Genomic DNA, 13,814 nt, shown 5'->3' on the forward strand with positions numbered 1-13,814 from the left:
ATTTATACAAATTTAATGTACAAAATAAAAAGCCCTTCAATAATATGAAGAACTTTCTAAAAACTTATAAAAATTCAATTTTTAGTTTAATATCTTGTGGATGGTCACCAAATTCTCGACCAAATAAATTTATCCCCCCCTTGTGAATAGCCTCATCTTTAATGCCTATTTTGAACGACATAAAGTTTTGATCTAATATCCCTAAATCATCAACAGTTACATCAGAAAGGTGAAAGTCATCAATCATTGATTTTTCACTTGCTATTTTCCATGTCTTTAAAGAACCATATTGAGTACTAGTTGATTCTGCCCAATATTCAGGATTTAATTTACCCGGTCTATCTCCATAGTCTCCAGGACTTGTCCAAGTTCCAATATCGACACCGTTTATCCACACCGTAATATCAGATGGCCAGTTGTGATCATGATTTGGCGCTTCTGAACAAATCTCCATAGAAAGTTGTACCGATTTGACAGTAGAGTCAGGAGGTATCACAAGCGGAAATTTGTACTCAAAATAGCCCTTCCGCGTCCATATGAGTTGAGCTTTCGAACGGTCTGGACTGTAAAAGTGAACTGGTTCGTCTTCAGGAATAAGAAATCCGTCATGATTAGCCATACCACAAGTAGGTGCAACTTCAAAATCGACATACTGCCCAATTGGCATGTCTAATTCAAAGACTTTATAATCCGCTGTATAACTCTTTTTACTGTTTAATTGAATGTGAATATCATCAAAATTACGTGTACAAACCTTCATCGCGCCTCTACTTCCAGGCCGCAGTTCTGTAAGAATTAAACCGGACTCTTCCAACACTTTAATATGTGAAGCAGTTGTTGAAACAGGAATGTCTAAGCTTTCTGCCAGTTGATGGATATTCATATTTCCCTTGTTTAAATAATCAATAATTTGCAATCGAACTTTAGAAGATAGAGCATGTGCAACTTTCCTTAAGTTCTCTGGTTTTTTAATCGATAATTCTAGCAAATTAATCCCCCCTGCTTCAGATGAACTTTTATTCAAATCCTATTATTCATATCTCTTTATCTAATATAAACGAATAAATTGTAAATATCCATCTTTTTAATAACAAAAACATACAATCATCTATATTTTCTGTATTAAATATCAATTTCACTAATTCTATTTACTTTTGGATTAGGGTGTGATTAACCTTTCTGTATATACTCCCCACATCCACAACCCCAACTATAAATATTCATTTAATACGAACAAAATAAATATAACTAATTATAATATAGTAAATAAGCGCTTACAAAACCCTTGTACGCCCTCATTTGCTTACACTTTTTGAAGCGTGATTACAAAGGAGGATACTCATTGGCTAGTTCAAAGCTTACCAGTTTTCTTTTGCAAAATCTTGGTGAATTAAAATCACAAGGCCTATTCAATGTGATTGACCCTGTAGAAGGTGCCAATGGACCTATTATTTCTGTAAATGGAAAAAAATTAATAAACCTTTCTTCCAACAACTATCTTGGACTTGCAACAGATGACAGAGTTAAAGACGTTGCTATCGAAGCAATCAAATCCCATGGCGTAGGAGCAGGAGCTGTTCGTACGATAAACGGAACATTAGACCTGCATCTAAAATTAGAAGAAAAGCTTGCAGCATTTAAAGGAACAGAAGCAGCAATTGCATATCAGTCTGGCTTTAACTGTAATATGGCTGCCATTTCTGCTGTAATGGATAAACAGGATGCTATTTTATCGGATGAGCTAAACCATGCATCCATTATTGATGGTTGTCGATTATCAAAAGCAAAGATTATTCGTTTCAAACATTCGAATATGGATGATTTACGCCAAAAAGCAAAGGAAGCTGTAGAATCTAAACAATTTAACAAAATAATGGTTATTTCAGATGGTGTATTTTCGATGGATGGTGATATTGCCAAATTGCCAGAGATTGTAGCAATTGCAGAAGCATATGACCTTCTAACTTATATAGATGATGCTCACGGTTCAGGAGTTCTCGGTAAAGGCGCTGGAACTGTCAAACATTTTGGTCTTCAAGATCGCGTTGACTTTCAAATCGGGACTCTTTCTAAAGCAATTGGAGCAGTTGGCGGGTATGTTGCTGGTAAACAGGATTTGATTGATTGGTTGAAGGTTCGTTCTCGTCCATTTTTATTTTCTACTGCCCTAACACCAGCAGATGTGGCTGCTAGTACAACTGCAATTGACATGTTAATGGAAAGTACAGAGCTTCAAGACAAACTTTGGGAAAATAGTGCCTACTTGAAAAGAGGATTGAAAGAATTAGGTTTTGATATCGGAAAAAGCGAAACACCTATTACCCCGTGTGTTATTGGCGATGAAAAAGTTACCCAAGCGTTTAGCAAACAGCTGAATGAAGAAGGAGTTTATGCCAAATCTATCGTTTTCCCGACTGTACCAAAAGGAGCTGGACGCGTCCGAAACATACCTACTGCAGCACATACTAGAGAAATGCTAGATAAAGCTCTAGCTATCTATGAGAAGGTTGGTAAAGAGCTAGGTATTATTTAACTCCTACTCGGAAGGACGGGAGAGAAGTGAAAAAGATATTAATTACCGGATCTCTTGGACAAATTGGCTCTGAGTTGGTTAGAAGATTAAGAGATTTATATGGAAAGGATCATGTTATTGCAACGGATATTCGTAGAACAGATGATTCTAAGATTATACATTCTGGACCGTTTGAGATTTTAGATGTCACCGACGCAAAGAATTTTTCCAGAATAGCGAATAAATATAACGTGGATACCATTATTCATCTAGCAACTATACTATCTGCAAAGGCTGAAAACACTCCTCTGCATGCTTGGAACATAAACATGGGCGGTCTTGTTAATGCTTTAGAAATTGCTAGAAATTTAGACACAAAATTTTTTACCCCAAGTTCTATTGGATCATTTGGCCCATTAACCCCAAAGGTAAATACTCCCCAAGATACCATCCAACGACCAAACACAATGTACGGCATTAACAAAGTAGCAGGAGAACTTCTTTGCGACTATTACTATAACAAATTCAGTCTAGATACCCGGAGCGTTCGATTTCCCGGTTTAATTTCACATGGTACTCCTCCAGGTGGGGGAACGACCGATTATGCAGTTGAAATTTATTACGAAGCAGTGAAAAAGCAAGCATATACCTGTTATATACAAAAAGGAACTTACATGGATATGATGTATATGCCAGATGCAATGGATGCAATCATTCAATTGATGGAAGCAGACCCTGCTAAGCTTAGACACCGAAATGCATTTAACTTAACTGCTATGAGTGTGGAACCCGAAGACTTTGCTAAAGAAATCCAAAAGCACATTCCTAGCTTTACGATCCACTATCAGATTGATCCTGTTCGTCAATCCATAGCAGATAGCTGGCCAAACTCCATCGATGCTTCTGCTGCAAAAAACGAATGGGGATTTCATCCTCAGTATGATCTCGAAAAGATGACGATAGATATGTTAACCAATATTGAAAGTGATAACAATATTGGTATTAAATAAATTTGACTGTTTTCAAGTAAAAAAACAAAGAATACGAAAAGAGGCTGCCTCAAAAGACAGCCTCTTTTTTCCTAATATAAGATTAAACCATATCACACTCTTGAGGTAGATACCGATACATTTTTCTCATATTTCGGTAACCAATCACCATGTGCTTCAATCAGATCATCGCATAAAGCAACAATATCATCAATCGATAACTCAGCAGAAGTGTGCGGATCTAACATCGCAGCATGATAAATATGTTCTCTTTTCTTCGTCATTGCTGCTTCGATTGTAAGTAACTGTGTATTAATGTTTGTTCTATCTAGGGCAGCTAATTGCTCAGGCAACTCACCTACATATGTCGGTGTTACACCACTTGCATCTACTAAACAAGGTACTTCAACACATGCTTTTTCTGGCAAATTACTAATCAAGCCGCCCGTATTCAACACGTTTCCACCAATTTTAAATGGTTTATCTGTTTCCATCGCTTCAATAATATACGAACCATACTCATGTGTGCGTTCATGAGTCAGATTTTTGTCATGAACGAGATCCTCACGCATTTTCTTCCAGCCTTCTATTTGATTGACACAGCGTCGTGGATATTCATCCAACGGAATATTAAATCGATCGATTAATTCAGGGTACTGACTTTTAATAAAATAAGGGTGATATTCTGCATTATGCTCTGATGACTCCGTTACATAATAACCAAAACGCTCCATTAACTCAAAGCGAACCATATCATCATGCTTTGTTTTTTGCTTTTCTCTCGCTCTTCTTTTAATCTCCGGGTATAAGTCCTCGCCATTACGAGTTATTTCGAGTAACCATGCCAAGTGGTTAATCCCTGCGATTTTCCATTGAACATTGTCTGTTGGCATCTCCAAGGACTTTAATAAATGATCTGCACATACTTGAACACTATGGCACAGGCCAACAGTCTTGATGCTAGTATAACGATTCATCGCTCCAGTTAAAGCAGCCATAGGATTTGTATAGTTTAGGAACCAAGCATCCGGACAAACTTCTTCCATATCTTTTGCAAAGTCCATCATGACTGGAATTGTTCGTAAACTTCTGAAAATCCCGCCAATACCAATAGTATCAGCAATTGTTTGGCGTAAACCATATTTTTTTGGAATTTCAAAATCAATAATTGTACTAGGATCATATCCACCAACTTGGATCGCGTTAATGACATATTTAGCATCTCTTAGTGCTTCCTTACGATCTGTGTAAGCAACAACTTCTACTGTAGAACCAAGGCTCTGTTTTAAATTTTGTAGCATCATTTCTGAATCTTTTAATCTCTCATGATCAATATCAAATAGTGCAAATTCAAATCCTTGTAATGCATCAACTGTCATACAATCCCCAAGTACATTTTTTGCAAAAACTGTACTACCTGCTCCTAGAAACGTAATTTTTGACATAATTAATCCTCCTCGAATTTCGTTAATTTTAATATAACGTGACAAGAAGTCACGAGGTTGGCTAGGCTTCACAATGAGGCGCCACAACTATCCCTAATGACAAATTCAGTAGGAACTACAATCTTAAGCGGAATGTCTCTCCCCTCCCTACGATCAAGTAATAACTTGACACCTGTTCTGCCCATTAATTCTGTATGTACCCTTACGGTTGTTAAAGGGCAGCTTGCAAATTTTGCCATTTCCACATCATCAAAGCTAACCAATGCTACATCCTGCGGTACTTGTATATTTGCTTCTTGAAGTGCGCGTAGGGCTCCTACTGCCATTGGATCGCTCGCAATAAAAAAGGCTTCAGGTAGATTACCTTGTTCAATCGCCGATTTCATCAATTGATATCCATCAGCCATTCGGAATTCCCCAACGAACAAGTATTTTTCATGAAACAAATTTTTCTTTTGCATTTCTGTGATAAACACTTTTTGTCTTTCATCATCAAATTTCGTTATCATCTCCCCTAAATGCTCAGCCTGCCTACCACCGATGTAACCTATTTTTTTATATCCAAGCGTAAACAAATGGTTTAATGCCTTCCGTGTCGCTTTTTCAAAGTCAATGACTACCGAATCATATTTATCATCATCCGGAGAATAATCAATGTATATAATATGTTTTATTTCCTTAGTAAACCGATTTAACACATTTGTACTAACCTTCCCTACCACAATTAAACAATCTAAAGCAGAATTTAATTGGCCATCCTCAAGATTGTATAAACGGTATACTTCTGTACTATCAATCCCTCGATCTTTACACTCATTTTCAATCCCTTGTCTGATTGATAAAAAGTACGGATCACTTAACTCCTCTTGTAATGATTGACACAGTAAAATTCCAATCTTAATTACTTCTTTTTTTTGTTCATTTTTACGTGATTTAACCGTTTTATAGTTGAGTGCTTCTGCTGCTTCAATAATTCGTTTACGGGTTTCTTCAGAAACAGAAAGCGTCTGATCATTATTTAGCACCCTTGAAACAGTGGATGCCGAAACATTCGAGCGAAAGGCTATGTCCTTAATGGTAGCCATTTTAAATCATCCCCACACAAATTCATTTAGTAAATTTTTTCTTTATTTTTCGTTATTTTAACTAAATATTTACTCGATACATAAATCATACCAAATTAATAAAGCGCTTTCAATGTTAAATTCAAATATTCTTTCGACAAAATTCTACAATCATTCACTAAATTTAAAATATTTTTTTGCTTTTACTAAAAAAACAGATAATTCTAAGTAAAAATTTACAAATCTAAACCATAAAAAAACACCCACAAACAGTCTTCATCCCATTAGGATTTTCAGACTATTTGTGGGTGTCATATACGTTTGATTACAAAGACAACAAGTAAACTTTTACTATGCCGTACGATTACCTAACTTATTATTCGTACTCTTAATAGCATAAGCAGTCACTAAAGATACAGCAATCATCACAGCAAAACCAATAATGGAACTGTAGAACAATGCTTCAAATACTCCTGGTACAATTTCAAAACCAGTCAAAACCATAAAAGTTCCAGAACCGAAGATTACCGAAGCAATCGCTCCATATTTATGGGCATATTTCCAAAAGTACCCTAACGATATCGGAGCTATAATACCACTAATAATGGCAGAAATACCGAACTGTGTTAATAATGCTAGTGATGCCGGACGTTCAATAGACATATATAGTGAGACAATACCAATAATCACTAAGGAAACTTTAGTTGCTTTTACCACTTTCTTATCAATCTCTTGTTTCGATAACTGCTTATCTTTATAGAGAAACGGTACAACTAATGTCTTATACAGATCATTTCCAATACTAGACGTAATACCAAGGTATAAACTATCAGTCGTTGATAGAATTGCGGAAATTAATCCTGCTACAATCACAGCAACAATAATTGGCGGAAATGCCTCCATGATATAAGTAGGAATAGCTCCATCTGCTGCCGCTAATCCCGGCGATAAAACGCGTGCTGCCATACCTGCAAACACAGATAATACAGAAAGGAAAAATAACGTAAGTCCTGCCGATAACGTAAATGGCCGTAATTGCTTTTCATCATCCAATGTTAACACTTTGTTCATTAAATGAGGTAAAAGGACAAACGAAAATAGTAACCATTGAATCGTAAGAATCGCAAATCCGCTATGGAAAGGGCCGCTTGTTGCTACTGGCTGAACTAGGTTTGGATCAATAGCAGCTAGATCAGATTGTAGTTTACCTAAAAAGTTCCAGCCCCCACCTATTGTCCATATAAGTGAAATAAATAGAAGTACTGATGTTACCGACATAATGATCCCTTGAATGCCGTCACTTATTAATTGCGCAAATGCTCCACCAAGACTGACATATACAATAGTGATAATCACACCAATGGCAATTCCCCATGTATATGGGATACCCATCACCGTCTCAAACATCGTTGCAAGCCCAACGTTTTGCCCAACAATATAATAAATATTAAATAAAATAAGTACTGCAATCATTACCTGAAGTAATTTACTATTATACTTTTTCCCAAGCCATTGCGGTAATGTTAAAATGCCTCCCATTTTCTGTCCTTGTCGCCAAAAGGTTCTTGTAAAAAGTAATAATCCTAGCCACGTAATTCCAAAACAACCAAGTGTCCACCATAATGTAGGGGCCCCATATGTGTAAGCCCATCCTGGAACACCAAGGAATAAGTTAGCACTTGCATAGGAAGCACCAAAGCTTACACCGACAATCCATGGATTAACCTTTCCCTTTGCAATGGAAAAACCTTTCATTGTACGACTGTGAATAGCTCCTTTTTTCCCAAGCCACGTTGTAAAAACAAAGTAAATAACTAATAATGCTCCAATAAGCCATATATAGATGTTTTGCTCCTCCATTACTTTTCACTCCTTTCACTTTTTGGGTATAGCTTATTCCACACAGTTAATCCGACAATCCAAAAAACTAAGATACTAATCCAATAAAATGTAAACATAAAATGCCATCCTCCCCTTATTAGCCTTGGACAGTAAGTCCTACCTGACCATTTGTTAACCGATTTTTTCCAGATCCAAATAATTTCTCACGATATGTTCCTTCTTGATACTCTTTTTGAACTAATCCACGATCTTGTAAGATTGGAACAACAAGTTCAACAAAATCCTCAAACGATCCCGGTGCAAGTGTATAAGCTATATTAAAGCCATCCACATCTGCTTCGTTGACCCAATATTCGATTTCATCAGCAATCTGTTCAGCCGATCCAACAATAACTGGACCTCTACCGCCTATGCCAACAAATGTTGCTAATTCTCGAATCGTCCATTTTTTATTTGGATCCGCCTTTGTAAATACTTCTACAGCAGACTGAATCGCATTACTTTCGATATACTCCAATGTTTGATCTGGTTCATATTGTGAAAAATCAATACCAGTCCATCCACTAAGCAATGAGAGCGCTCCGTCATAGCTAATATAGCTTTTCAACGTTTCATATTTTTGGTACGCTTCCTCTTCCGTCCTACCTACAATTGGTGTAAACACAGTGAATACCAATAAGTCTTCTGGGCTTCTCCCCTGCTCCTTAGCCTTTTCTCGTAAATCCTTCACACCTTTTTTCACGATTTCAGCGGTTGGTCCTGCAGTAAAAACACATTCCGCATGCTTTGCAGCAAATGCGCGACCTCTAGAGGACGCTCCAGCTTGATATAAAACTGGTGTACGTTGCGGAGAAGGTTCACAGAGATGTGCTCCTGGAACTTCAAAATATTTTCCTTTATGGTTAATGTCATGGACTTTTTTTGGATTTGCAAATACCTTTTTCTCTTTATCCCTTAGGACAGCATCATCTTCCCAGCTTTCTTCCCAAAGTTTATAGCAAACATCCAAAAATTCTTCTGCAATTTCATACCGATCATCATGCTCAATCTGCTGTTTTAGTCCAAGATTTTTAGCGGCACTATCAAGATAAGAAGACACAATATTCCACGCTACTCTTCCATCAGTTAAATGATCCAAGGTAGAAAATCTTCTAGCTAACATATACGGCTGTTCATAAGTAAGCGAATAAGTAATTCCGAATCCCAGATGCTTTGTTGCATGTGCCATTGCCGAAACAAGCAGCAACGGATCGTTAGCAGGAACTTGAACCGCTTGTTCCACCGCGCTGTCTCGACTTCCGTTATACACGTCATAAACACCGAGAACATCAGCCAAAAATAGTCCGTCGAATTTTCCCTTTTCTAATAGTTTTGCAAGCTCAACCCAATATCCCAAATCATTATAGCGTTCTGATTGATCCTCTGGATGACTCCACAAACCTGGTGATTGATGCCCAACACAATTCATATCAAATGCGTTTAAATAGATTCTTTTACTCAATTCTATCTCCTCCGTTCTTCATACGTTTCAGCTAGGGCTTTTTATAAAAAATAAAATCCCTTCTCTCACAGAAGAGAGAAGGGATTCAACCATACATTATCCGATATCTCTCTTCTCATCTTCGGAATCATTCATTCCTCTGAATTTGGCACCAATGCACAAAAAAGTGCTGGTTGCCGAGGCTTCTAAGGGTCAGTCCCTCCACCTCTCTGGATAAGAAGAAAAGTACTTATGATTTAATTAATACCTGTATCTTACAGTTTATTTAATATTCTGTCAACAACTTTTTGTGCAATTTTCAGAATATTCTTCCTATATTTGCCCAACATTTCATTATAGAGCTCTCCATGTCATAACTGACTACACAAATTTCATATCATAGAATAAAATATAGAAAAACAGGATATTTATATAACTATAAACTTAAATGTTAAGTCGGTACTCGAAAGGAGAAAACAAGCCATGAGGGAACACTTCCTTCCTAATCTCTATGGTAGACCGTTCAAAAACCTCTCTAATAGTCAAATGTCTTTTGATGAGGTATTTCAACATATTATAAGTTTTATGAAACAAGAGCCAAATGCGAATTATCGGTTAATAGTCGGTACGGATTCCCAAGTTTATCAAAAGCATACGGTATTTGTTACTGGGATTGTCATTTTTCGCGAGGGGAAAGGTGCATGGGGATGTATTATGCCTGTAAAAATCAAGCGGAAGTATGATAATCTACACGAAAAAATCTCGATGGAAACCTCCTTAACTGAACAAGTCGCTTTCCTGTTTAATGATGAACGAAAAAATCAATTAATTGACATTGTCTTGCCATATTTATACCGTGGAAGCTCCTTTGCAATGGAAGGGCATATTGATGTAGGTTTAGGGAAAAAGTCATTGTCTCGCTTCCTAGCAGGTGAAATGATGGCTAGAATTCAATCAATAGGATTAGAGCCTGTTGTTAAGCCCGAATCGTTCGTTGCTTCTGGTTATGCAAACCGATTTACGAAACACCCTGAAAAATATATTTGACCCCCTAAAAAAGCTTCTTGATTAAACCTTAAATATCTTAACATGAAAAAAGCACCAAAATGGTGCCTATGACTTAAACATATATTGAAAAGCAGCACGTTCATGATAATTTAATTCGCTCTCAATCAATTGCTGATTCTGCTGATCAACACACTCATCTTTACGTACTTTTAGTTTTTTAAACTTAGATAAGTGCCAATTATACTTAAACCGATAATAAATTCTTTTCAAACGATTAACCTCCTCGTATACACAAACCGACGGAGTCCGTAACGGAAGCTGGCGAGCATAGTTACAAAAACGTTAGCCCCTATAGCTTTGCGTCATCACTTTTCAATGATTTTGCCTTTTCGTACGATTTATGTTTTTTTCTACAAACCATTATCTAGTAATTTCAGCTAAAAAGTAATAGTCCATTTATCTTAAATTAATAACAATTTATTCCATCGGAAACCTAAACAATTAAGAAAAACGTCCAGAATTTTCTATCATAACGCTCAACAAAGCATTATAGAAAACTTGGCTAGCGACAAGCCTTTAGGCGCAGGCGATCGCCTAGTTGCGCTTATACTTAGTTCCTAAAAATTTTTACTACGTCGATTAACTTCAACGCTAAAATTTTATGCTTTCCTAACGTGCAAAAAAAGACGTATTTCCATACGTCTTTTTTTATGTCATCAAAAGATTATAACCTTCCATTCTATAGTAGCTGGCTGCCATAGCTTCCCTTAGGCCCTTGGCTTTGCGTCATTGCCTTTCGACAATTTTGCCTTTTGTATAGGACTGGATGTTAATTTTTCGTTATATTTATTCGTTGATATTTTCTTTTTACACTTACTAAACTACGGTTAAGCTCACTGCTAATATATTCGAAATTACTACCAGAAGTATGTAAATGCAGCATTCGCCTTATTTCACCAGTAGTCCAGCTTTTATAGTTGATGCTTCTCTCATTTTTTCTTTCTAGTTCAACCCAACTAGGTTCTGGCACAATCGATTGATATTCAACTTTTGAAAAGTCAATGCGATGCTTATTATGATACGCCCATTCCCAGAATTCTTCTTGATCAATAAAATAAAATTTACGTGTTGAACGTGTTACTCTCCTTTTGTAGGGTAATCCATGGTTTTGAATCCATAACTTAACTACGGTAGGATCAACCTTCAACAGGACTGCTAACTGATGCATCGTTAATCGACCAACAGAAGATTTTGTATTGGAAATCCCGAGACGTTTCAGCTTTAGGATTACAGCGGTTTCTGTTCGACTTAAATTTTCAGCAATTGTAGCTATCTTCAAACGCCCCAAATGATCCTTCAGATATTGAATTTCCTCGTCTGTCCACTTTCTTTTATTCATGATTAACTCCTTTTCATTCTTATTGTTAAACTCCCATCAATGACTTGATGTTTGTTATCTACCATGGTTTTATCCTACTGCTTTAGAGATAATCCCATGATATAACCTAAGAATGAAAGGTTAATCCATGATGACTTATATCTAATATATACTATAAAATCGGATAATATCAACAAAAGATTATTAATCTACTATGATTTGATAGAGTTAATTAAGTGAATCACTCGTTTCGCTTGGTTAAACAATAAGACTTCTGCTTGCTCTATGCAATCAGACAACGAAAGTGGACGACCAACAATGGAGAAGCACCCAGCAAAGATATGGTTTAATTGATCGCTTCCTTGATTTAATGTATTCGCTTACAACTTAGAATACCACAAATGTATTTTTGTTTCATGACAAAAAACCAGCTTCATCCCACAAAAAATATGTCGTAATAGGTCTTTCTTTGTATTTTTTTGACGATGCTATATAATATAGACATCGAGAGAAAATTGTTAAAATATCTTTAAAAAAAATATTTTCACTTGCGAAATACCTTTTTTCTGTCCATAATAGAAATTCAGGAAAAAAGTGAAACAAATTTATAATCTGTTTCGTCTATATAATATAACTACCAATAGAACATTTTCAGGATTAGTTAACCAGGAACAAAGGTAACTGCCGTACCTGTTAATGTAGGAGTAAAGACTCGGAGTGTGGAATGCTATGAGCAAACCAAAAAGAAATGAACCTTGCCCATGTGGCAGTGGAAAAAAATATAAAAAGTGCTGTGGATCTAACGTTATTCAGCTAAACCATCAAGTATATAATGATGAACTAGATCAATTCCATGGAGAGCTGATCTCTTTTGCATTTACGAAATATAAAACTGCAATAGAGCAGCAAATAAATAAATATGATGTTTCTTTTTTATCTGTATCTGAAAAAGAGGCAATTAACTCGTGTTTAAACCTTTGGACGATTTTACACGTACCTATTACAGATCATAATGAGACAATTTTTGATATATTCTATGCCAAGCAAAAGGAAAAGATAAAACATACTCGTACAAAGGATTTATTAGCGTCATGGTCTAATATGATTCCATCTGTTTACGAGATAGAATCCATCAATGAACAGAGCAAACAAAAGGTGACATTGTTAGATGTTCGCACAAAGGAGAGCTACCATATCCCGATGCTAAGCGGAAAAGAGTTCTCAAAAGGTGACCTATTAACTGGAATTCTTGTACCTTATGTAAATTACTATAATTTCTTTTTAACAGCACTTGAAATAGATTCTAGTCAAAAAGAAGAAGCCATAAAGCTTTTAGATCAGCTGTCCAATAAACAGGGTGGAATGAATAAACACTACCCAAACTTTTTGTTGGGGTTAATCATGCAGCCACAGCCAGCAACAGAATCGTTAACCTGGGACAATGATGCACACGTACAAGTAGCTTCACTATTTTCTAAAAGCATGAATAAAAAAGGGCTTTCGGAGGAGCTAACATCTAAGGGTGTAAAGCTTTGGAATTTATATTGTCAAAGGGAAAATCCAAATCTGAAAAAACCATCCGCTTATGCAGCTGCTTTAGATTATCTTGTACAAGTAACGTTCCTTGCAGATTCAGAAGCTACACAAAAAGAAGTAGCAGATGAATATGGAGCATCAGCTGGTACCGTATCAAGCAATTTCCGAAAGCTTACGGACGTATTAGATGAAAAGCTAACTGAGTTTAAAACACAATGAACCAAAATCAGATTAAGGCATTAAATGATGAATTAGAAGATCCGGGCAATAGAGTGAAATTTTATATATCCAACGTAAAAAAGACCACACCAGCGAGAACTGGCATGGTCTTTTTTTTCGTTAATCCAACAATCGATTATTCTCATCCACATTGATTGGATTCGCCGGCTCTGGGGAATCTCCCGGAAAAAAGTGTCCATCTCCATTACATACCGTACATCGATACTGCCATTCTTCATCATCCGCTAACATGCCAGTACCTTCACATGCTCTGCATACATTGTTACGATCGACCAATATAATCACTCCTTCTGTTATATGTTTCCAAAGGTGTTTTATGA

General features: G+C 36.4%; 12 protein-coding genes and 3 riboswitches. Of the genes, 4 read left to right on the forward strand and 8 right to left on the reverse strand.

Translation table 11 applies throughout. The features are described from left to right. Positions 1 to 64: 64 nt before the first annotated feature. Positions 65 to 988, reverse strand: coding sequence for an ArsR/SmtB family transcription factor (locus JOC48_RS04210; protein WP_204497800.1), 924 nt, complete (start codon positions 986 to 988; stop codon positions 65 to 67). 354 nt (positions 989 to 1,342) lie between these two features. Between JOC48_RS04210 and JOC48_RS04215 the strand changes: the two genes are divergently transcribed. Further along, positions 1,343 to 2,533: a glycine C-acetyltransferase gene (locus JOC48_RS04215; protein WP_204497801.1), complete on the forward strand. Its 1,191-nt coding sequence runs from the start codon at positions 1,343 to 1,345 to the stop codon at positions 2,531 to 2,533. A gap of 26 nt (positions 2,534 to 2,559) precedes the next feature. After that, a complete protein-coding gene (locus JOC48_RS04220; RefSeq protein ID WP_204497802.1) occupies positions 2,560 to 3,522 on the forward strand; it encodes an NAD-dependent epimerase/dehydratase family protein in 963 nt (320 codons plus the stop codon). Positions 3,523 to 3,614: 92 nt separating this feature from the next. Here JOC48_RS04220 and melA read toward each other — a convergent pair whose 3' ends face one another. From melA to JOC48_RS04240, 4 genes are all read right to left on the reverse strand, one after another. After that, positions 3,615 to 4,946, reverse strand: coding sequence for an alpha-glucosidase/alpha-galactosidase (melA, locus tag JOC48_RS04225; protein ID WP_204497803.1), 1,332 nt, complete (start codon positions 4,944 to 4,946; stop codon positions 3,615 to 3,617). Positions 4,947 to 5,014: 68 nt separating this feature from the next. Next, positions 5,015 to 6,031 carry a LacI family DNA-binding transcriptional regulator gene (locus tag JOC48_RS04230; protein WP_204497804.1) on the reverse strand — a complete coding sequence of 339 codons (1,017 nt, stop codon included), beginning with the start codon at positions 6,029 to 6,031 and terminating at the stop codon, positions 5,015 to 5,017. 330 nt (positions 6,032 to 6,361) lie between these two features. After that, entirely contained in the window at positions 6,362 to 7,870 is a 1,509-nt protein-coding gene (locus tag JOC48_RS04235; protein WP_204497805.1) for a sodium:solute symporter family protein, read from the reverse strand. 118 nt (positions 7,871 to 7,988) lie between these two features. Next, positions 7,989 to 9,353 carry an LLM class flavin-dependent oxidoreductase gene (locus JOC48_RS04240; protein WP_204497806.1) on the reverse strand — a complete coding sequence of 455 codons (1,365 nt, stop codon included), beginning with the start codon at positions 9,351 to 9,353 and terminating at the stop codon, positions 7,989 to 7,991. Positions 9,354 to 9,465: 112 nt separating this feature from the next. Further along, positions 9,466 to 9,573, reverse strand: a riboswitch (SAM riboswitch). 305 nt (positions 9,574 to 9,878) lie between these two features. Here JOC48_RS04240 and JOC48_RS04245 point away from each other — a divergent pair. After that, a complete protein-coding gene (locus tag JOC48_RS04245) occupies positions 9,879 to 10,379 on the forward strand; it encodes a ribonuclease H-like YkuK family protein (RefSeq protein ID WP_275580701.1) in 501 nt (166 codons plus the stop codon). 66 nt (positions 10,380 to 10,445) lie between these two features. On the opposite strand, the gene JOC48_RS04250 is transcribed toward JOC48_RS04245, so the two are convergent. Continuing rightward, positions 10,446 to 10,610, reverse strand: a complete 165-nt coding sequence (locus JOC48_RS04250) for a hypothetical protein (protein ID WP_204497808.1) — start codon at positions 10,608 to 10,610, stop codon at positions 10,446 to 10,448. A gap of 40 nt (positions 10,611 to 10,650) precedes the next feature. Continuing rightward, positions 10,651 to 10,736, reverse strand: a riboswitch (cyclic di-GMP riboswitch). 344 nt (positions 10,737 to 11,080) lie between these two features. Continuing rightward, positions 11,081 to 11,160, reverse strand: a riboswitch (cyclic di-GMP riboswitch). Between the two features lie 9 nt (positions 11,161 to 11,169). Then, a complete protein-coding gene (locus JOC48_RS04255) occupies positions 11,170 to 11,739 on the reverse strand; it encodes a DNA-binding protein (RefSeq protein ID WP_204497809.1) in 570 nt (189 codons plus the stop codon). Between the two features lie 708 nt (positions 11,740 to 12,447). Between JOC48_RS04255 and JOC48_RS04260 the strand changes: the two genes are divergently transcribed. Beyond that, positions 12,448 to 13,473 (forward strand): YecA family protein, encoded by a 1,026-nt coding sequence (locus tag JOC48_RS04260; RefSeq protein ID WP_204497810.1) that lies wholly within the window; start codon positions 12,448 to 12,450, stop codon positions 13,471 to 13,473. A gap of 120 nt (positions 13,474 to 13,593) precedes the next feature. Here the strand turns inward: JOC48_RS04260 and JOC48_RS04265 are convergent, their stop codons facing one another. Then, complete coding sequence (locus tag JOC48_RS04265; RefSeq protein ID WP_204497932.1) at positions 13,594 to 13,770, reverse strand: hypothetical protein; 177 nt, start codon at positions 13,768 to 13,770, stop codon at positions 13,594 to 13,596. Between the last annotated feature and the right edge of the window lie 44 nt (positions 13,771 to 13,814).

The organism is Aquibacillus albus, from assembly GCF_016908325.1.
Classification (GTDB): Bacteria; Bacillota; Bacilli; order Bacillales; family Amphibacillaceae; genus Aquibacillus_A; species Aquibacillus_A albus.